The organism is Arenibacter algicola, from assembly GCF_000733925.1.
GTDB lineage: Bacteria > Bacteroidota > Bacteroidia > Flavobacteriales > Flavobacteriaceae > Arenibacter > Arenibacter algicola.
This window is the reverse complement of the sequence record NZ_JPOO01000003.1, coordinates 2,165,946-2,186,428: the sequence shown is the minus strand read 5'-3', so window position 1 is coordinate 2,186,428 and position 20,483 is coordinate 2,165,946. Positions and strand designations below refer to the sequence as shown.

Genomic DNA, 20,483 nt, shown 5'->3' with positions numbered 1-20,483 from the left:
CTTACCCAGCATAAAATTACAATTAGTGAGAAACAAAATTGTTTATTTAGTAGCTTTCCTTCTTCTGGGATCATTGGTTTGGTATTTGTTTATAAAACCCTATGATTATTCGGTATCCATTGTATCCAAGACATTCCCTGGGACCATTAATCAGAGCATAAAAGTGTGGGGCAATACCAATAAGAATACTGTGCTATTGCAAGAAAAGGATTTTTTGAATATCGATCAGCAATTAAAATTCAATGATTCCATATTCCAATATCAATGGAAAATAACCCCTGTCAATGATTCAACTACTAAGATAAAGGTGTACATAAAGGATGTAGATCATAGTTTGGGGAATAGATTGAAAATTCCTTTTTTCGATACGGGTTTCGAAAAACGGACCAAGAGTACTGTGTTGGATTTCAACAATGCGCTAACGGAACATTTGGAAAAATTTAAGGTTACTGTTGTTGATACGCTACAACAGCTTCCGGATACCTATTGTGCCTATATACCCATAAAGGCTTCACAGTTGGGCAAAGCGAAAGGAATGATGCAGAATTATCCAATTTTAAGTACTGTGCTTGTGGACAACAATGTTGAACTAAACGGAAGACCATTTCTGGAAATTACCGATTGGAACAGGAAATTGGACAGTATTAGCTATAATTTTTGTTATCCCATTATTAAGAGTGATAGCCTTCCCCAAAATGACATTATAAAGTATAAGAAATTTGAGGGCCTTAGGGCGATAAAAGCCATTTATAACGGAAACTATATTACCTCTGATCGTGCTTGGTACGCCTTGTTGGATTATGCCAAGAAGAATGGGATGGAGGTGCGGGAAAGGCCTATTGAGGTATTTTTTAGCAACCCAAATTTCGGAGGAAACGAATTGGATTGGATAGCTGAAATCTATATGCCCTTAAAAGAATGATAGAATATACGCATAAGCAGGACTAATTTGCTAGTTCCCCATTTAGATGATTAAATTTTTAATTGCATGAAAAAATACTTGTTATTGCTGCTTTGGGGAACAATAATCAGCTGTGCCAGTAATTATGGACAACTGACCTATGTTACCAAACTTCCCCATAAATTGACCGAGAATTCAGGAATGGTCCCTGCCAAGGACTCAACGGTTTGGTTCGTTATGGACAGAGGTAATCCCGATAAAATTTATCAGGTGAATTATAAAGGTGACTTAGTAAAGGAATTAAAAGTAAAGAATGCCAAAAACCATGATTGGGAAGATATGGCAAATGATGAAAATGGTAATGTTTTTATTGGGGATTTTGGCAATAATGGCAACGACAGAAAGAATTTGGCTATCTATAAAATTCCCGATCCCAATGAAGAAAATGGGGATGATATTAAGGCGGAAAAGATTGAATTTAATTACCCTGAGCAGAAAGATTTTCCTCCCAAAAAGAATAAAATGCTTTATGATGCCGAGGCTTTTTTTTATTACCGGAACAATTTCTACATCATCACCAAAAACAGGACCCAGCCATTTAACGGAGAAGCCTTATTGTACAAAGTACCTGCTTTAGAGGGCAAGCACAAAGCCCAATATTTGGGTTCCTTTATTCCTCCGAAAGGCAAGAGGAATAGGCAAATAACCTCTGCCGATATATCTCCTGATGGTAAGACTATAGTGCTGTTGGGCAATGGTACATTATGGGTGTTTACGAATTTTGTAATGGACAATTTTATTTCCAGTGGGACACTAAAAACGATAGATCTGGGCGTATATACACAATTGGAATCCGTTTCCTTTACCAATAACAATACCTTATTGCTATCGGACGAGGAGTCTGCGAAAACGGGAAGAAATCTATATTCTTTTGTGTTGGGCAACTAACCCGAAATCAAAAAATCTACCGTTCTAAATTAAAAGCCAAAACCAATACCGAAGGAAAATCTTGGCCCATCAACACTGTTGAACAAGGCTACCCTCGCCGTCATCACATCCGCTCCATTAAGAAAAAATCCTCCTCCGTAGGAGGTGTGCCATAGATCGGAATTTTCGTTGGGAGTCCAGACCCTTCCGTAGTCAAAACCGCCATATACTCCCACGGTAACGGGCAATAATCCTGTTTTTAGGCTTTTAAGACTGTATCTAAGGTCTGTATTCTGGTAATAACTGCTCTTACCGGAAAATCGTTGGTTTCTAAAACCTCTAAGTCCATCTATCCCACCTATACTGGCTGCCTGGTAAAATTCGTAGTCGTCCCCTAAATTAAAATGGGCCTTCCATTTGGAGGCAAGGACCAATCTACCATTGGATACTAATTTATGATCCAAGGAAAGACTGGGAACTATATAGGCATAGGCCTGATCCTGGTTCTCCAAACTGGCCTTGTAACCCAAGAGCAGTCCAGTTGTCATTCCCATAGTAGGGAAAGCGTCATTGTCCAAATTTTCATAGGTGTATTCCGCATCAACTCCTATAAAACTGTTCCTGTTCTCCTCCCCGTTGGCCAGGTAAAAGGTGTTCACGAACCTGTCTTCGGTTTCTTCCACTTCCAGACTTTCAAGAGAAATTCCAGTTCTGAATTTTGCCCCCAGCTGTCCACGCCAAATCAAGGAAGGAGAAAAACTTAAGTTTTGAATTTTTACCCTATTGTAATCCATCTCCAAAGTATCGTCGAAATTTTCGGTCTCATTTCCGATTCCAAAAAAGTTAACGCTAAAATTGGGGCTTGTAAAGCGGGCGGCCAGTTCCAAATTCCAGTTTTCTAATATATGGGCAAACTCTCCTTTATAGCCCAACTCAAAGCCATTGGTGGCAAAATAATAGGCGGCATTGTAACTGTGTTGGGTAGTATAAGGGTTTTGTCGTAGTCCATAAAAGGTATTTGAGGCATTAAAACCAAGCTTCATACCATCATCGGGATTGAATCCGATGGTCGGTATTATCTGGCGTGTGCTAGTCCTAAGTTTAAGTGGCTGATAAGTGTTGGTCTCGTAATCGTTGGTAAGTCGCAGCTTTGCCCCCTTGATTTCCTTGAAGGTGTTTTTTTTGGACCTATGGTCATAAATCCAAGTATTGCTGCCTTCAGATATGTCATAAACATCATTGTTTTGTCCGCCGATAAGCCTAATTTTTATTTTGTTCCCCTTACCGCCTTCGACTTCGAAGATGTCATCATCGTCCAAACCATAGATCCAAATTTCCTTGGTTATATTATGGTTGAATTTCTTCTGAAAAAAAAGCTTTTCCTTTTTTCCGTCTATTTTTCTATAAGCTTTGATTTCCACTTCTTGCTCGGCCAAATTGTTAATTTCGAACCAATCATCCTTATCGGTACCTTTTATGACAACATACTGGTTGAGTGCCAAAAAGTAGTCCTCGGCAATTTTGGGAAGGTTGTTTATCCGGGATAGAAGTATGCTCTTTAAGTTAAGGATATTTTCGTCCAAAATCTCTAGGGGAAAGGCTTTAAATGCTTCGTCTATTACCGCTGGGGTTAGGTTTTGCTGTATATATTGTACTTCCTTCTCCCAATCGGTTTTTGTGGTTTCGGCCAATAAGGTTACATCCAGCCCATAGGCACTCTTGTTAAATGCTTCCACATTTCTAATGTCATTATTAAATCCTTCCATCATTTGAAGGGCAGGAATTATTCTTGTTGCAACCCCCATCAGCGCCCCATCTCCCCAAATGGAATACACCTGATCCCGATCTCTTGGGATGGCCTCAAAAACAATCTTTCCTATTTCCTTATCCTTCACTTCCCCCCAGCGCCATTGGTCGTCGTGCCTATCCCAATCGCCCATGACCATATCAAATAATCGCGTCCTTAAGTATCTGTCCGTATTGACTACATATTTTTCGTCCCGCTTAATTTTATCGATCATGTCCCAGGTACTTTCAATTTTATCGGCATATCCGAAACTGCCCAATTCCCCATGACCGTCGCCCACCTGTTCTTCCAAAATATAAAGCTCATCCCCAAATTCCCCATTAAATTCTGCTAAGGCAGATTGCTTTGGGATATAGTATAATTTAGGGTTGGTATGGTAGAGGTCAATGGCGTCCGAAAGGGTTCCCACTGTAAGAAGGCCGTACGGTAGAGCCCCGGTATAAAAGTCCATTAAAAGTTTCTCGGTATAGGTATCCTTAAATTCTCCCAAAACGTATTTATCCTTAAAGGCCATGGCCTGTAGATATACTTCCGCACTTTTTTTAACTGCCCTAATTACGTATTCCTTTCCATTTTTATCTGACAATCTCAGGGATTTGGATTGGTTGCCACCGCCTTTACGGACAGGTTTTAAACCTCCAAACAAAGTATCCAGTCTAAGGGTAGGGGCGTTTACTTCCATGGCGTAGTACTTCCTATACCTTTCGCCCCAAATAGTTTTGAAAAACTTACTTTTTTCAATGTCTTCCTTAGAGTAAACATACGCTTTTACCTCCCTTGGAAAATCATTGCCGTTAAATATGTAATTTTCGTTTCTATCCGGAGGCAGTACCTGTGTAGAAAACAGAAGGTCGGGATCATTATTTTCCCCAACACCGAAATATCTTACTTCGGAGGAACCATCTTTGTATACTTTTAATTCTGCAAAACCCATTCTTCCAGTAGAGAATTTAGAGCCGTTCAATAGCCTTGTGGCCCCTTCCTTGGCCCCGGAACCACTAACGATCTGGGGGGTATTGTCCTCCACAATATATTGAAGGGTATGTTCATGGCCCGAAGTCAAGATAACTTTCTGCGAATACTGGGCCAAGGTTACCAGACGATTCCTTAATTCTGTATATCTTTTATTCTGGAGATCGGCATAGGAGGCTCCGCTTGTTTTTCTGATAAGGTTTACAAAAGAACCTAAAACGGGGAAGGGAAATTTGCCGCCTGCAGGGTTTAGATGAAGCTTTGCCGAATACTGTCCGCCGTGTGGCCCGTAACTGAACATGGGGTGGTGTATGGCCAATATGGTAGTCCGGTCCCGGTTTTTTTTGATAAGGCTTTCCAATTCCTCAAAGAAGGTTTCACGGTCCTTTATTTCGCATTTATCGTTCATCTTGGGGTGTTTGTCCCAATTGGTCAAGTACCATTCAGAATCAATGGCGATAAGCACTATTTTATCGTTGATATATATTTTCTCTATCGGGCAGCCATCTTCGGGAAAAAAGACTTCTTTGCTATCTAATTTTTTTTGGATGTATTTTTGCTGTCTTTCAAGTCCTTCCAGACCTTCATTGTACCAATCATGGTTTCCAGGAATAAATATGGGATTGCCCTTGAATTGGGACAGGGTCTCCAGTTGGGCATCCAAGTTGTTTTTAGCTTCCAGATAGGCTTGGGTGGAATCCTTTTTGTTGGGCATTCCGGCAGGGTAGATATTATCGCCCAAAAATAGGGCAGTACTATTTTTGCCGGCTTTTCCCAAGGCCTTTTGGAAAGCCTTCAGTGCTTCACTTTGATCGTTCATTGGAGATTTACCCGCATCCCCTATCAAATAAAAAGTGTGCAATAATTCACTGTCGCCTGATATGTTCCCAACGGTGGAACTCTCCACATATTTCGTTTTATATGTGGCACAGCCTACCAATAGAAAAAGTATTATTATAAGTAAGTAATGTTTCCTCATGTACATCTGTTTAGAAATCAAAATTTTGTAATTTGTGGGTCATAATTAACTCTTATGTCGGAAATCCTCGAAAAAACTGAAAATTTTGTTGTTGATTTATTGTCTACTAAGCTAGACTCCAGTTATTTATATCACAATTTAAGCCATACGCAACGGGTTGTTAAAAGTACTAAAGAATTATTGAACTTCTATGATTTGGGAGAGAAGGAAAACGAAATAGCGCTATTGGCCGCTTGGTTGCATGATACTGGATATACAGAAGGTTCGGAGAATCACGAAGAGACCAGTTGTGATATAACACGCGAATTTTTAGGTAGGCAGGAATACGATAAACAAAAAGTAGATCGTGTATGTAGCCTCATTATGGCCACCAAAAGGTTCTATGAGCCCCAAAACCTCTTGGAAGAAATTATCAGGGACGCTGATTGCTCCCATTTCGGAAAGAAGAGTTATTTGGAAACTGCTGAACTACTTAGGGAAGAGTTGGATATTTTAGGATTGGCAACCTATACACAAAAGGAATGGCGGGAGGCCAACCTCAAGATGTTTCAAACGGAACAGCGTTTTTATACTGATTATGCCCTCCAAAATTGGCAGGAAGAAAAGAATAAAAATATAAGAAGGCTTATTAAGGGAAAAAAAGCGGAGGAAAATTTAGTGAAGAAGGAAAAGTTAAAGGCCAAATACAAGAGCGAAAGTCCGGATAGGGGTATACAGACCTTGTTTCGGGTGACTCTAAAAAATCATTTAATGCTCAGTGATATTGCTGATACCAAGGCTAATATCCTGCTCTCGGTTAATGCGATTATTATATCTTTGGTGTTGTCCAACCTTATGACCAAACTGGACAATCCGTCCAACAATTACTTAATCTATCCCACCTTGTTATTTGTTGTTTTTAGTGTAGTTTCAATGGTACTTGCCGTTCTTGCAACAAGACCAAATGTTACCCAGGGCGAGTTTACCAAGGAGGATGTAAAGCAACGCAAGGTAAACTTGTTGTTTTTTGGAAATTTTCACAAAATGAAATTGGAGGACTATCAATGGGCTATAAACGAATTGGTACAGGACAAGGATTATATCTATTCCTCACTGACCAAGGATTTATATTATCTTGGATTGGTATTGAACAGGAAGTATAAAATACTGCGTTGGACCTATACTATTTTTATTATAGGAATGATTGTTTCTGTAATTGCCTTTGTCGTATCTTTTAAGTATTTTGGTCCGGATCGCGGTTTATGACCAATGTTATTTGTTCAATTCCAGCATTAAGTCCTCGTAGGTATAGGTCTTGCCTTTTTCTTTGTGGGATTTGTATAAAATGGAAGCTCTTATGGCCTTTAGGCCGGAAACTCCTTGGAGTCCTTCCAGTTCAACAATTTCTACCTTGCCGCTGAAATAACCTTTGGACTTAAGGAACCTAATATATCGCAAGTATTCCAGCTCATCCTTTTTTTGTGAATAGACAATGGCTATTTTACCGGCTTGGGTCAATCTTTCATTGGTGCCTTTAATATAGGATTTATCGATTCGTTTTTTTATAATCTCATACCTGGCATTGTAGGTGCCGTCAACATCAAAACGTTTTTCATCCATCCTGAATCGAATGGATAAAGAGCCGTTATAGACTAGAATAAGTGATGCCACATTTAATTGTACCTGCAACTTGGATTTAAGGTCGTAATGCTTATTTTCCATTTCGCAGATAACCTGTAACTGCCACAACCTAAGGTTGTTAAGGTAAAGTAGGTCAAAGGCCCTTGATCCTGTTATGGAATCCCCTATGTACATATTGTGCTCTACACCATCGGTCTTGTAACGCTCAAAATAATGTGGGTACATTTGCTGTGCCTCTTCCTGCTTGCTGTCGATTACAGATGCCAACTTTTTGTTGATCAGCATTACGCTTTGGTCATAATTTTTTCTGTGATCATAGTAGGAACCAGTTCCCTTATCTATTTTGGTCTCATAGGAAAGCAAAAGATTTTGAATGTGGGTATCGGATTTTTTGATATGGGAGAACACTGGGTTTATTTCTTCTTGTACAAAATCGAAAATGGCCTGTTCGCTATTGGTATGTAAGACCTCTTTTATCTCATCTAGGTGATTGTCTACCCTGAATATAAGTTCTTCGTAAATTGGCAAACCATATTTTTGCCAAACCTCGGTCATTATTTGTTTAATTTCGGACAACTGGATCATAAGATCCCTTTGGATTGCCATATTTCTTTCCTGGGAGGAATTCTGGATATCTACCTGTCCGTATAAGGGATATACTTCATCAAAAACAATTTCGCGGAAAGAGGGCTGCAGGCCTTCCATATCATCCAATATGAAGCGCTTTGCCTCTTCCTTAAATTTCCAGTAAACGGAAGGGTGCACAGAAGTACATTCGTTTTGGATAACCGCATCGATCAAATTTTCCTCCTCTTGTAATGAACGTAATACCGCGGAAACGATATAGGGAATTACATCGTCCAATTTCGTGGCATTTACGCTGTTCAGGTCATTGGCCTTATCAGAGACCAGCTCCAATACCCCCAGTAACTGTCCATCTTTGGCAATGGGAGATAAAAGGGCACTTTTAATTTTTTGATCGTGCAAACATTTATATGGAGGCATACCATTTGAAAGCTTGTAATACTTGTCTACATCACTTATTACAAAACAGTGATTTTGATCAATTAATTTACTATATGAGGACTTGCAAAGGGCCTCATTGCACGTTTCAACTTGCTTCTCTTGTAAAATAAAACTATTTATTCCATTTACTGAAACCCTCTCAAATTGTTCTTCTTTGGAATTGTAGACCGAGAAGCCAATACGCATATTTGGCAAGCCAAATAAAGACTTAAAGGTCTCTTCCACCCCTTTAATGAAATTACCCCCACTCTTATCATTAATGATCAAGTTGGATTTTATTTCGGAGATAGAATGCTCCGCAGTAACATCGAACATATTCGAGATTACAAAACCTTTGCTCATAAAACTATTGGGCGGTATCTTTTGTTTCCAAAGATCCACATTGTCTATATTTTCCAATAACTTGTCTACGTCTTCCTGGGTAATTTCCAATGGGGTCCCATTGGGAAGGATTTCTATAAAATCGGCATTGTACAAAATGCGGTAATGTCTCATTACGCCATTGGCATCCGGGATATCGTAGAAAAATGGTCTCTTGAAATCTAAGTTGAATCCGTAATAAAAGTTAAGGATGACTACACAGGCCATGATATAATTCACCTCTTCTTCTTGGTTCCTGATTTTCGGTAGATAATTTGGTCCGGCAGCTGCCAATATTTTTTCAAAGCGCTTACTGGAATTAAATATGATGTCCGTATATGGAGAAGAAGCTGTTTTTATTTCGTTGGTGGTAAGTACGGACGAAAACAAATCCTGTAAAATTATTTGAATTACGTCCTTATATTTTTCCAACAGGGTGATGTCTTTGAAACCATCACGCAATTCCGGATATGGAGCTTGGGCATTCAAAATATATCGTGCCTTGGTGGCCAAAAACGAATCCTCGCTTTCTGCCATTTCATCGTACTGCTTCAATAATTTATTAAAGCTTAAATGATGTTCCAATGGTGATATTTTTTCAGATAATCCCTTCATTACTCACCTTAGTCCTTGTTAAGGGCGTAAAGTTACAAAAGAAAATGCTTTTTTTCATTTTTTCGACACTTATGGAATATCCTTCTTTTTTGTGGATATTTATCCTTTCAAGTACATTTGGAATAAATGTATGGGTAATTTGTTGATGTTGTTCAGAGTATTCCTCATGTCCCAACACATATTAGTATGAACTATTAACCTAAAAGAAATGACCTCATCTGCCAGATTGTCCAGGGCTTATAAAAATGCTAAAGTCCTGCCTTTTGACGATAGCTCCAAAATTATTCTTTTCAGTGACTGCCATAGGGGAGATAGTAGTTTTGCGGACGAATTTGCCAATAACCGCAATATATATTTTCATGCCCTAAGGCATTACTTTAAAGAAGGCTTTATGTACTGTGAATTGGGGGACGGAGATGAACTTTGGGAAAATATCAACTTTGATTCCATTTTTACTGCACACAAGAACGTTTATAAGCTTTTAAAGCAATTTCATCTAGAAAAAAGACTCCATATGATTTGGGGGAACCATGACATGGTTTATAAAGATCCATTGTATGTAAAAAGGAATCTATCATCCTATTTTGAGCCTATTGATAATTGCAATAAAGAATTGTTTGAAGACATTAACTATCACGAAGCTATAATTTTAAAACATAACGATAGTGGTCAAGAGTTGTTTTTGACCCATGGGCACCAGGCAGATTGGTGGAACTATACTTTTTGGCGCTGGGGCAGGTTCTTGGTGCGTGTTTTATGGAAGCCATTGCAAGTATGGGGTATTGCCGATCCTACAAGTCCCGCAAAAAATTACAAGGAGCTTATTAAAATTGAAAGGCGCATAAAAAAATGGATTTTGGCCAACAATGAAATGCTGACGATTGTGGGCCATACCCACAGGCCCCGATTTCCTGCTCCCGGGGAAATTCCATTTTTCAATGACGGTAGCTGTGTTCATCCGCGGAGTATTACCGGGCTGGAGATCCAAAAGGGAACCATTTCCCTAATAAAATGGGAAATAGCTACAAAGGACGATGGCACCCTTCAGATTGTTAGGATATTACTGGACGGGCCTCAACAACTTAGCAGTTATAAGAGGGCCAAATCCTAGGTTCTTAATTCAAATAAAAATGGATTTTCAAAAATGAAGCTGACTTGTTATTTTCCTTATTGCAGCCTAAAAGTTATAGGAATGGTATAGGGAACCTTTACGGCCCTGCCCCGTTGTTTTCCTGGTGTCATTTGCGGTAACGCGGCAATAATCCGGTGGGCTTCCTTTTCCAATAATTTGTCCGGCCCCCTTGTTCTTATATTGGTTATATAACCGGTGTTGTCTATAATAAATTGAACATATACCTTTCCTTCAATGCCCAACTCAACTGCGACATCGGGATAGGTAAACTGTTTCATAATATGTTCTTGGATTTTTTTCTGGAAACAGGCTTTCTGAGCTTCGTTGGAGCTTTCTTTACATCCGGGAAAAACAGGGACATTTTCGATTACGGCAAAAGGCACTTCAACATCTTCCTCTTCTTCCTCCACCACTGCTATATCTTCAACTTTCAATGGAGCCTCCTCCACTATTGTTTCCTGATTTATTTCTGTACTCTGAATCACCGTTTCCTCTATTTCGGCCACATCCTCAACAATTTCTATAACTTCGGGCGCTGCTGGAGGAGGGGGAGGTGGTGGAACATTCAAAGCCTCGGTAACCGGTACTTTCTCGTCCAAGTAATCTGTTACCGTCAATTGCTCAATGGCAGTATTTGCCTTGGGATACGTTTTTAATTCCAAAGCCCTCCATACTACAAACAGTACTATAACTAGGCCAATTACAAAGAAAAGTCCACTTTTTCTGTTTAAATCTGCCCTAGGATATTTTTTTGGTTCCATGACACAGTATTTTAAATATAAGTTACCATGTATTTATATGAATTCATATGACATAGATCAGTTTTTGCATATTTCCTTCTGTAGGTTGCGGTGCTTATTAATTTGAAAAAGAGTGCAATATTGGGTCTTGGATATAAATTCGTTTATGGAACGTTTCAGGACGGCTATATTTTCCCTATTATTATTAAAACTGTAGCTTTGAAAAAGTACCGTATCAAGTTGTTTTGGGTTGTTCTGGGGTTGGCACTTTTGTCGTGCAAGGGTGAGAAAAAACTAGGTCCTGTAAAAGATGTTGATACCGAACTGGGACTTTATCAGGAAACCCACCGCCCACAATTTCATTTTAGCCCACCGGAAAATGGATTTACGATCCAAATGGTTTGGTCTATCACCTAGGGGTGTACCATCTGTTTTATCAATATTACCCAGAGGATATCGTATGGGGGGCCAACAATTTATTATGGATAGGTCACTTTCGGGGAAAACTTCCTTTGATGAGATTTTTATTAATCGTGGGCAATACGTGATGACCTGCCAGTTCTTTCCCAACGAATTTTACCGGACCTTATTGATTTCAAATCCAGGGGAAATGGAATTGAAATTGAAAGAATTTTCTATAAGCCCCATAAAATCTATTTGGTAACGATAAAATCTCAGTTAATACTAAATATTGGTCTAGGTCTGTCATGATTGGGGCAGGGGTAATTTTTGGGTGGAGATAAATAAAGTGCTCCTCTTTTCAAACTTTCATATCGCATTTTATATTCAATGTTATTGAATGGCAGATAAATCTGACTAGAAATCTTCAAGAAACTTTGTGTTTTTTTAGGTTTATCGCAAACATCTTATATAAAAGTTTCTTTTTATGTTAATCACTGTTAAATAAAGTTTAACTATTCTTAAAAATTGGTCATAAGAATTAGATTTGTTAGAGTGTTGTTCATGTTTTTAATATTGGTTGCTATCTCCGAAAAATTATGAAAATAAAATACTTCGTTTATACCTTATTGCTATTTGGACTAGGGAGCTTGGTAGCCTATCGTATTTTGCAGAATAGCGAAGCAGGAAAATCAGGAAGTTCGGCCAGCACCAGTTCAGTCCCGATTGTTTCGGGCATGGTCCTTCGTCCCCAAGAATTTAATGACAATGTTTCCCTTTCAGGTACCTTGGAGGCCAATGAGCAAATAGAGATAAGAAGTGAGGTATCAGGCGTTGTTGAAAGTATAAATTTTGTGGAGGGGACTAAGGTCTCCCAAGGTCAGGTATTGTTCAGGGTGAACGATATTGAATTGCAAGCGCAATTGTCCAAAGTGCGGACCGCCCAGAAGCTGGCTGCCGAAAATGAAAGAAGGGCAAAACTTTTATTGGAAAAGCAAGCCATTAGTCAAGAGGAATATGACATTGCCAGTGCCGATTTTCAATCGGCCAGTGCAGAATCGGAATTGATAGCTGCCCAATTATCAAAGGCAACCGTCCGAGCCCCATTTTCTGGAATTATAGGACTTCGATCTATTTCCAAAGGCACCTATGTTAATCCGGCAACGGCCGTAGCAAAACTGGTGAATACGGATCAACTAAAGATCACTTTTTCAATTCCAGAGAAATATGCTACCCAGATAAAGGTTGGTACTTCTTTTACTTTCACAACGGCCGATTCCAAAGAGGAATACAGTGCAAAAATATATGCAATTGAACCAGAGGTGGAGGTTGCCACCAGAACCTTAAAAATGAGGGCAACGGCCGAAAACCCTGGGGGCAAACTTTTTCCTGGCGCTTTTGCCAATGTAATTTTACCCTTGGAAACGGTCAACGATGCCTTATTGGTACCTAGTGAATCTTTGATTCCTGTTCAGAATGGTAAAAAAATCTTTATCGTCGTGAATGGCAAGGCCAAAGAGATAGATGTTGAAATTGGGGCTAGGACAGGCAGTTCCGTGCGCGTCGTTTCAGGGTTAAAGGTTGGGGATACTGTACTTACCTATGGGGTTATGGCCTTGAAGGATGGTACTCCGGTAAAGGTATTGTTAAAGGAAACTGAATCTCTTACTGCGGAACAATGAGTTTATCAACATTAAGCATTAAGCGCCCGGTACTTACCATTGTAATGAATTTGGTCATAATTTTATTTGGAATTATTGGCTTTACCTATTTGGGAGTTCGTGAATTTCCATCCATAGATCCCGCCCAAGTATCTGTGCGTACCAATTATTCCGGGGCCAATGCCGATATTATTGAATCCCAGATTACGGAACCCTTGGAGAAGGCCATAAATTCCATTGATGGAATTAGGAACATTACATCTTCCAGTATTCAGGGATCTAGTTCCATAAGTATAGAATTTAATCTCGATAAAAACCTAGAGGACGCTGCCAATGATGTCCGGGATAAGGTATCCCAAGCGGTAAGAAGTCTTCCCGATGATCTTGATGCCCCTCCAGTGGTCTCCAAATCCGATGCCGATGCGGATAGGATACTTTCAATGACCATTCAGAGCGATAGTAAAAATATACTGGAGCTTTCGGATTATGCCGAAAATGTGATATCACAAAGAATAGAGACCATCCCAGGGGTCAGTAGTGTTCAAATATGGGGGCAACGTAGATATGCCATGCGCCTGTGGATAGACCCTTTTAAATTGGCGTCCTACGGTTTAACCGTGGCAGAAGTACGGACTGCGTTGTTGGCGCAGAATGTGGAACTGCCTTCAGGGAAATTGACAGGTGATAACACGGAAATAACGGTAAAGACCATTGGTAACTTGGATTCTGAGGAAGGCTTCAATAATATTATTATCAGGGCCGATGGTGAAAAATTAGTGCGACTGAGCGATATTGGTAAGGCTTCTTTGGAAGGGGAAAACATGGAAACCAAGATGAGCGATTCCGGTCAGCCTATGGTCGCTATAGCCGTTGTACCACAACCCGGCACCAATTATCTTGAAATTGCCGACAGATTCTATCTGGAATATGAAAAGCTAAAAAAGGATTTGCCCGAAGGGTTTAAATTAAACATTGTAATAGACGATACTGTATTTGTAAGAAAGGCGGTTACCGAAGTAGCAGAAACCTTGTTGATATCGATTATCTTGGTAATTTTGGTCATATATCTGTTTTTTAGAAACTGGTCAATGGCAATGCGTCCGTTGATAGATATACCGGTATCTTTGATAGCTACATTCTTTATTATGTGGTTGTTCGGATTTTCTATAAATGTCCTTACCCTTTTGGCCATTGTTCTGGCCACCGGACTTGTTGTGGATGACGGAATTGTGGTAACTGAAAATATATATCGGAAGGTCGAGGCCGGGATGAGCCCCATCGAGGCTGCTATAAAAGGATCCAACGAGATTTTCTTTGCGGTAATATCCATATCCATTACCCTTGCGGCGGTTTTCCTCCCCGTTATATTCCTAGAGGGTTTTGTGGGAAGGTTGTTCAGGGAATTTGGAGTCGTCCTGGGTTCGGCGGTATTGGTGTCTGCCTTTGTCTCCCTTACCTTGACTCCAATGCTAAACGCATATCTAATAAAACCAGGGAAGCAGAGCCATTCCAAATTCTATAATTTCACGGAGCGCTATTTTGTGAAAATGAATGAATCCTATGCAAATGCATTGGGCGCTTTTATGAAAAGGAAATGGATGAGTTTTCCAATATTATTGGCATGTATAGGCCTTATTGCCCTTTTCTATGGACTGCTTCAAAAAGAAACCGCCCCTTATGACGATCGTAGTTTTATTCGTTTGAGCGTTACAGCGCCGGAAGGTTCTTCCTATGAATATATGGATCGCCTAATGGATGATATTACAAACCTGATCAACGACTCTATCCCGGAAAAAAAGGTGAGTTTGGTACTCACTTCCCCCGGCTTCGGCACAACTTCCTCGGTGAATAGTGGCCGTGCAAATATTGCACTTGTAGAACCAAATGAAAGGGAGCGGTCACAAAAGGAAATAGCAGAGGATCTTGGGAGATGGGCAAAAGCTTATGTTGGCGGAAAATCCAATGTGTCAGAGAGGCCAACAATAGCAGTAAATCGCCGTGGAGGAGCGCCAATACAATATATAATACAAGCGCAGAATTTTGAAAAGCTCAAGGAAAAAATTCCGGAATTCATGGAGGAAGCGGAAAAAAGTGAAACTTTTTCCTTTACCGATGTAAACCTGAAATTTGATAAACCCGAACTCTATGTAACCATAAATAGGGAAAAAGCGGAAAGCTTAGGGGTTTCGGTACTGGACGTGGCCCAAACTTTGCAATTATCCCTCAGCGGGCAACGGTTTGGATATTTTTTAATGAATGGTAAGCAATATCAGGTTATTGGCCAATTCGACAAAAAGGACCGAGACGCACCTTTGGATCTTACTTCCATATTTGTAAAGAACAAGGACGGTCTCTTAATTCAATTGGACAATCTCGTTGCCACAACAGAACATAGTAGTCCGCCCCAGTTATTTCACAACAACAGGTATACTTCGGCAACGGTTTTTGCAAACCTTGCTCCCGGGAAAAGCCTTAGCGATGGGATAGCCGCCATGGAAGAAATTAAGGAAAAAGTACTGGATGAAAGCTTTACTACGGATTTAGGTGGGGAATCCAGGGATTTTGTGGAGAGCAGTTCCAATACCCTGTTTGCTTTTGGCCTTGCCCTGCTTCTAATATTTCTGATATTGGCTGCCCAATTTGAAAGTTTTATAGATCCAATAATTATAATTCTAACAGTGCCTATGGCCGTGGCCGGGGCTATGTTTTCCCTATGGCTTTTTGGCCAGACCTGGAATATCTTTAGCCAAATAGGTACCATAATGTTGATTGGACTGGTTACCAAGAATGGTATTTTGATAGTTGAATTTGCCAATCAACTTAGGGAAGAAGGGATGTCTAAATTGGAGGCCGTTTTAAAAGCCTCGGAATCCAGATTAAGACCCATTCTCATGACCAGTCTAACCATTGCCTTGGGAGCCTTGCCCATAGCCTTGTCCTTAGGTGCGGCCTCAACCAGCCGTATAGGTATGGGGGTCGTAATTATTGGCGGAACCATGTTTTCCTTGGTGCTGACATTATTTGTTATCCCGGCCTTGTATTTCCTATGGTCCAGGGAGAAAAAACAACATCCTGAGTTTAAAGTCCTCGAATCCTATTAAAATGTACAACTATAATTACGCTACCATACTATTTGTTTTCCTTAGCTTAACCAACCTCATTAATGCGCAGGATATTCTTACAGTAGAGGAAGCCGTCCAAATTGCCTTGGAGAACAATTATCAGATAAAGATTGCGGCCAATGAACTGCAAATAGATGAGGTTTCGGTAAGTGTGGGAAATGCAGGGATGCTTCCTCAGGTAGGCCTAAATTTAATCGATAATAATAGCGTGCAGTATTTAAGCCAGACCAGATCTGATGGAAGTGTTGTGGAAAGGGACAATGCCAAAAACAATAGTCTCAACTACGGAATTGCCATGGATTGGACCTTGTTTGATGGTTTAAGAATGTTTGCGGATTATGAGCAGCTAAAAGAAACCCAGAAATTGGGAGAGGCCCAATTAAAACAGGTAATCCTTAACAAGGTAGGAGAGGTGATGATTACCTACTTTGACCTTGTACAGCAGAAACAGCAACTTACGGCTTTGGACAGTACCATTATTATTTCTGAACAAAGGGTGGATCTGGCCCATAATCGCTTTACCATTGGGAAAGCCTCAAAATTGGAAGTGCTTAACGCCCAGGTAGATTTAAATACGGATGAAACCTTAATGCAGCGGCAAAAGGAGTTATATGTTAATACCAAGGTTCAATTGAACGAATATCTGGCACGTGATCTAAAGATCGATTTTGAGGTAGTACCCGAAATTTTTGTAGATCAAGCACTGCAATTGCCCGAACTAGAAACCCTAGTGGAGAAAGAAAACCCGACCCTTCAGGTGGAACAGATCAACAAAAGGATAAGTGAACTGGAATTAAAACAAACCAAGGCGTTGCGCTATCCTACCATTTTTGCCAGTACAGGCTATAATTTTGGACGTACCGAATCCAGTTTGGGTTTTACCACCAATTCAAATTCAAGGGGGTGGAACTATGGTTTTGGTGCAAGCCTGAATGTTTTTGATGGTTTTAATCAAAATCGAAATGAGAAAATAGCCAAGATTCAAATTGAAAACTCGGAAGTGGCCATTGCCCAAAGAACACAAGAACTAATGTCCCTGGTGAATACCACTTATCAAACCTACCTGACCAATATTAGCCTCATAGAATTGGAAGGCAAAAATGAGGCCATTGCCCAGGAAAATATGGAGATTACTGTAGAGAAATACAGAATCGGTATCATCCCAACCATCGAATTTAGGACGGCACAATTAAATTATATCAATGCAAAGGTGCGTCATAGCAATGCCAAATTTCAAGCAAAGTTGTCCGAAATTATCTTGAAGCAGCTTGCAGGGAATTTAGTTTTATGATCTTCTGAAATTCGGAGGTATTGTTATTTATGTTATTTTAACCATTAAATACAGCTTGGGCCAATTTTTAGAGCCTTTCCTGGATGGTATAAAATAACAATTGCGAATAGATGAAACGTCGATTATTTTTTAAGAATGCAGCCACAGCATCAATAGGGTTGGGGCTTACCAAGTATTCGTCAAAGGATATGCCTGTGCAGCCCTTCGAAAAAGGTATCCCATTTTGTGTTACTGTTTCGGAAAACAAGCTTCAATTTTTTTCAGAGGCTATCAAGGAATCTATAAAGATTGTTCATATAGCCGACACTCACCTCTTTATGGACGACGAGCGCGGTGTTCCGTACGCCATGTACAGTGGACGTATGGCCAAGGCCTACAATCAGACCAAACATTTTAAAACTGGAGAAGCGACAAACCCGGAACTGGCATTCGCAGCAGCTTTGGATTTCGCTAAAGAATCCAAGGCGGATTTGATCACTTTAATTGGAGATATTTTTAGTTTTCCATCGGAAGCTGCCGTTGAATGGGTGCTGGCCAAATTAAAAGAAGTGGATATCCCCTATATTTATGTCGCTGGCAATCACGATTGGCATTATGAGGGCATGGAGGGAACACTGGAAGATTTGAGGGACAAATGGATCAAGGAAAGATTGCTTCCCTTATATCAAGGCAATCATCCGTTAATGGCGGCATACGATATAAAAGGAATTCGATTCTTGGCGATCGACAATTCCACCTATCAGATAAATAAGGAGCAGTTGGACTTTTTTAAAGAACAGGTTTCAAGCGAGGTACCGCTAGTGCTTTTGGTGCATATACCAATGTACGCCCCAGGGAGATCTATTTCCTTCGGATGCGGCAATCCTGATTGGGGGGCTTCTTCCGATCAGAATTTTGAGTTGGAAGGACGATTAAAATGGCCAGAAGCAGGTCATTCGGAAACTACCTTCGATTTTCATAGGGCAGTCTTTTCCGCTCCAAATCTATTGGGTGTATTTGCAGGTCATATCCATCGTTTTTCAGTGGAATCGATTAAAGGAAAACCGCAAATAGTAACCGATGATAATGCCAGTGGAGGTTTTTTGGATGTCGATTTTTTACCCTTGGAACCCAAGGACCAATCCCTAATTTTTTAGTTTACTGTTAATGGAATTTAGGTTTTAGTTGTGGCATATATAAAATTGAAGGGCAGAGATATTTGTATAAAATTCCCTTAAAAAAGTAATAAATTATTCTATGAAATTAATTTGGTGTTTGTTATTGAGTTTTGTGACCATGGTAGTTAATGGTCAGACCAAAAAGTATGATATTGTTATATATGGGGGTACTTCTGCCGGGGTATCCGCTGCCATACAAAGTAGTAGAATGGGCAAGTCCGTTGTGCTCATAGAGCCAACCAATCGCATTGGCGGACTTACCACCGGAGGCCTGGGCCAGACCGATATTGGGAACAAACAGGCCATTGGCGGGATTTCCAGAGAGTTCTATGAGAACATAAAAAAATATTACGATGATCCTGAAAATTGGAAATGGGAAAAAAGATCTGATTATAAGGATGGGGGCCAAACCCGTACCGAGGAAGGAGAGGCTACCATGTGGACCTTTGAGCCCTCTGCTGCCCTTTCCGTCTATAAGTCCATGATGGACAAGGAGAAAATTAAGATGGTCTACAACGAAAGGCTCAACAGGGAATCCGGGGTCAAAAAAGTAGCTGGTAAGATAGAGTCGATCACCATGGAAAGTGGTAAGATTTTTAAAGGCAAGGTATTTCTGGATGCCACCTATGAAGGGGATCTGATGGCCTCGGCCGGGGTTTCCTATGCCGTGGGCAGGGAAAGCAACGAAGAGTATGGGGAAACCTTGAACGGGGTACAGGCCAATAGCATAAATACCTCCTTGACTGGCCTTGTTTCCAGAAATGCGTTCAACCACAACTTTATCCCAGGGGTAGATCCATACGTTGTAAAAGGGGACCCCATATCCGGACTCCTGCCAAATGTTAACGAAAAGCCGGGCCTGGAGGGGGAAGGCGATAAGAAAATACAGGCCTACTGTTTTAGGATGTGTCTTACGGATCACCCTGAAAACCGTATACCTTTCCAGAAACCGGCAAATTATGACGAGGTAAATTATGAACTTCTTTTCCGTAATTACGAAGCCAGAAAGGGGCCCATAAGGGAGATGTACAGCTATGGCAATTCATTATTGCCCTGGATCAATTCCAGTATGCCCAATAGAAAAACGGATACGAACAACAAGTTCGGCTTTTCTACCGACTATATTGGCAGGAACTATGATTATCCTGAGGCCAGCTATGCGGAAAGAGAAAGGATCATCGAGGACCATAGGAACTACCAGATGGGACTTATGTGGACCCTGGCCAATCATCCAAGGATACCTGCCGAGGTCAGGGAGGAGGCATCCAGATGGGGTACTACCAAGGACGAATTTGAAAGGGCCGATGGTTGGCAACAACAGCTTTATGTGCGTGAGGCAAGGAGGATGGTCAGTGATTATGTTATGACCCAGAAAAACTGCGAGGCATTAACAGTGGCAGAGGATGCCATTGGGTTGGCCGCCTACGGTATGGATTCGCACAACGTACAACGATATGTGGATGCCAATGGATATGTGCAGAATGAGGGCAATGTGGAGGCACATGGTTTTAAGCCCTATCCCATTAGCTATGGAGCATTGGTACCCAAAAAGGAGGAATGCCAAAATCTTATCGTCCCTGTCTGTGTAAGTTCCACGCACATTGCCTTTGGATCCATCCGTATGGAGCCTGTATTTATGGTCCTGGGGCAATCAGCGGCCACGGCGGCAGTACTTGCCATAGATGCCAATGTTAGTGTTCAGGAAGTGCCTTACCCTAATTTAAAGGAGCAACTTCTAAAAGATCGTCAAAGGCTAAAATAAATTATAATTTTC

Annotated in this window: 14 protein-coding genes; 11 read left to right on the top strand and 3 right to left on the bottom strand. The window is 40.6% G+C overall.

Annotation, left to right across the window (positions count from 1 at the left end; all coding sequences use genetic code 11):
* Positions 1–25 precede the first annotated feature (25 nt).
* On the top strand, positions 26–922 hold the full coding sequence (locus U735_RS0119890) for a transcriptional regulator (protein ID WP_031445494.1): 897 nt from the start codon (positions 26–28) through the stop codon (positions 920–922).
* Between the two features lie 66 nt (positions 923–988).
* Positions 989–1,849: a hypothetical protein gene (locus tag U735_RS0119885; protein WP_031445493.1), complete on the top strand. Its 861-nt coding sequence runs from the start codon at positions 989–991 to the stop codon at positions 1,847–1,849.
* Between the two features lie 29 nt (positions 1,850–1,878).
* On the opposite strand, the gene U735_RS0119880 is transcribed toward U735_RS0119885, so the two are convergent.
* Positions 1,879–5,586, bottom strand: a complete 3,708-nt coding sequence (locus U735_RS0119880; protein WP_103103998.1) for a metallophosphoesterase — start codon at positions 5,584–5,586, stop codon at positions 1,879–1,881.
* A gap of 54 nt (positions 5,587–5,640) precedes the next feature.
* On the opposite strand from U735_RS0119880, the gene U735_RS0119875 reads away from it, so the two are divergent.
* Complete coding sequence (locus U735_RS0119875; protein WP_031445491.1) at positions 5,641–6,831, top strand: Pycsar system effector family protein; 1,191 nt, start codon at positions 5,641–5,643, stop codon at positions 6,829–6,831.
* Positions 6,832–6,837: 6 nt separating this feature from the next.
* Here U735_RS0119875 and U735_RS0119870 read toward each other — a convergent pair whose 3' ends face one another.
* Positions 6,838–9,207, bottom strand: a complete 2,370-nt coding sequence (locus U735_RS0119870) for a hypothetical protein (protein WP_031445490.1) — start codon at positions 9,205–9,207, stop codon at positions 6,838–6,840.
* 208 nt (positions 9,208–9,415) lie between these two features.
* On the opposite strand from U735_RS0119870, the gene U735_RS0119860 reads away from it, so the two are divergent.
* Positions 9,416–10,318 carry a metallophosphoesterase gene (locus tag U735_RS0119860; RefSeq protein WP_031445488.1) on the top strand — a complete coding sequence of 301 codons (903 nt, stop codon included), beginning with the start codon at positions 9,416–9,418 and terminating at the stop codon, positions 10,316–10,318.
* A gap of 56 nt (positions 10,319–10,374) precedes the next feature.
* On the opposite strand, the gene U735_RS0119855 is transcribed toward U735_RS0119860, so the two are convergent.
* Positions 10,375–11,100: an energy transducer TonB gene (locus U735_RS0119855; protein WP_031445487.1), complete on the bottom strand. Its 726-nt coding sequence runs from the start codon at positions 11,098–11,100 to the stop codon at positions 10,375–10,377.
* A 198-nt stretch (positions 11,101–11,298) separates the two neighbouring features.
* On the opposite strand from U735_RS0119855, the gene U735_RS26150 reads away from it, so the two are divergent.
* The 7 genes from U735_RS26150 (at position 11,299) to U735_RS0119820 (ending at position 20,471) form a co-directional block, all read left to right on the top strand.
* Positions 11,299–11,496, top strand: a complete 198-nt coding sequence (locus U735_RS26150; RefSeq protein WP_305765140.1) for a hypothetical protein — start codon at positions 11,299–11,301, stop codon at positions 11,494–11,496.
* A 2-nt stretch (positions 11,497–11,498) separates the two neighbouring features.
* Positions 11,499–11,627, top strand: coding sequence for a hypothetical protein (locus U735_RS26145; protein WP_305765141.1), 129 nt, complete (start codon positions 11,499–11,501; stop codon positions 11,625–11,627).
* Between the two features lie 450 nt (positions 11,628–12,077).
* Positions 12,078–13,160, top strand: a complete 1,083-nt coding sequence (locus U735_RS0119840) for an efflux RND transporter periplasmic adaptor subunit (protein ID WP_031445484.1) — start codon at positions 12,078–12,080, stop codon at positions 13,158–13,160.
* Positions 13,157–16,240 carry an efflux RND transporter permease subunit gene (locus tag U735_RS0119835; protein WP_031445483.1) on the top strand — a complete coding sequence of 1,028 codons (3,084 nt, stop codon included), beginning with the start codon at positions 13,157–13,159 and terminating at the stop codon, positions 16,238–16,240. The genes U735_RS0119840 and U735_RS0119835 overlap by 4 nt, the downstream gene beginning before the upstream one ends.
* A 1-nt stretch (position 16,241) precedes the next feature.
* Positions 16,242–17,552: a TolC family protein gene (locus tag U735_RS0119830; protein WP_031445482.1), complete on the top strand. Its 1,311-nt coding sequence runs from the start codon at positions 16,242–16,244 to the stop codon at positions 17,550–17,552.
* A gap of 110 nt (positions 17,553–17,662) precedes the next feature.
* The gene (locus U735_RS0119825) at positions 17,663–18,688 is read left to right on the top strand and encodes a metallophosphoesterase family protein (protein WP_034248633.1); all 1,026 of its coding nucleotides are present in this window, start codon (positions 17,663–17,665) and stop codon (positions 18,686–18,688) included.
* A gap of 100 nt (positions 18,689–18,788) precedes the next feature.
* On the top strand, positions 18,789–20,471 hold the full coding sequence (locus tag U735_RS0119820) for an FAD-dependent oxidoreductase (RefSeq protein WP_031445480.1): 1,683 nt from the start codon (positions 18,789–18,791) through the stop codon (positions 20,469–20,471).
* The last annotated feature ends 12 nt before the right edge of the window (positions 20,472–20,483 follow it).

Excerpts from the sequence above, each read along its gene's own strand:
- U735_RS0119885 (WP_031445493.1), top strand. The coding sequence starts at position 989 with ATGAAAAAATACTTGTTATTGCTGCTTTGGGGAACAATAATCAGCTGT.
- U735_RS0119880 (WP_103103998.1), bottom strand. The coding sequence starts at position 5,586 with ATGAGGAAACATTACTTACTTATAATAATACTTTTTCTATTGGTAGGC.
- U735_RS0119875 (WP_031445491.1), top strand. The coding sequence starts at position 5,641 with ATGTCGGAAATCCTCGAAAAAACTGAAAATTTTGTTGTTGATTTATTG.
- U735_RS0119870 (WP_031445490.1), bottom strand. The coding sequence starts at position 9,207 with ATGAAGGGATTATCTGAAAAAATATCACCATTGGAACATCATTTAAGC.
- U735_RS0119860 (WP_031445488.1), top strand. The coding sequence starts at position 9,416 with ATGACCTCATCTGCCAGATTGTCCAGGGCTTATAAAAATGCTAAAGTC.
- U735_RS0119855 (WP_031445487.1), bottom strand. The coding sequence starts at position 11,100 with ATGGAACCAAAAAAATATCCTAGGGCAGATTTAAACAGAAAAAGTGGA.
- U735_RS0119840 (WP_031445484.1), top strand. The coding sequence starts at position 12,078 with ATGAAAATAAAATACTTCGTTTATACCTTATTGCTATTTGGACTAGGG.
- U735_RS0119835 (WP_031445483.1), top strand. The coding sequence starts at position 13,157 with ATGAGTTTATCAACATTAAGCATTAAGCGCCCGGTACTTACCATTGTA.
- U735_RS0119830 (WP_031445482.1), top strand. The coding sequence starts at position 16,242 with ATGTACAACTATAATTACGCTACCATACTATTTGTTTTCCTTAGCTTA.
- U735_RS0119825 (WP_034248633.1), top strand. The coding sequence starts at position 17,663 with ATGAAACGTCGATTATTTTTTAAGAATGCAGCCACAGCATCAATAGGG.
- U735_RS0119820 (WP_031445480.1), top strand. The coding sequence starts at position 18,789 with ATGAAATTAATTTGGTGTTTGTTATTGAGTTTTGTGACCATGGTAGTT.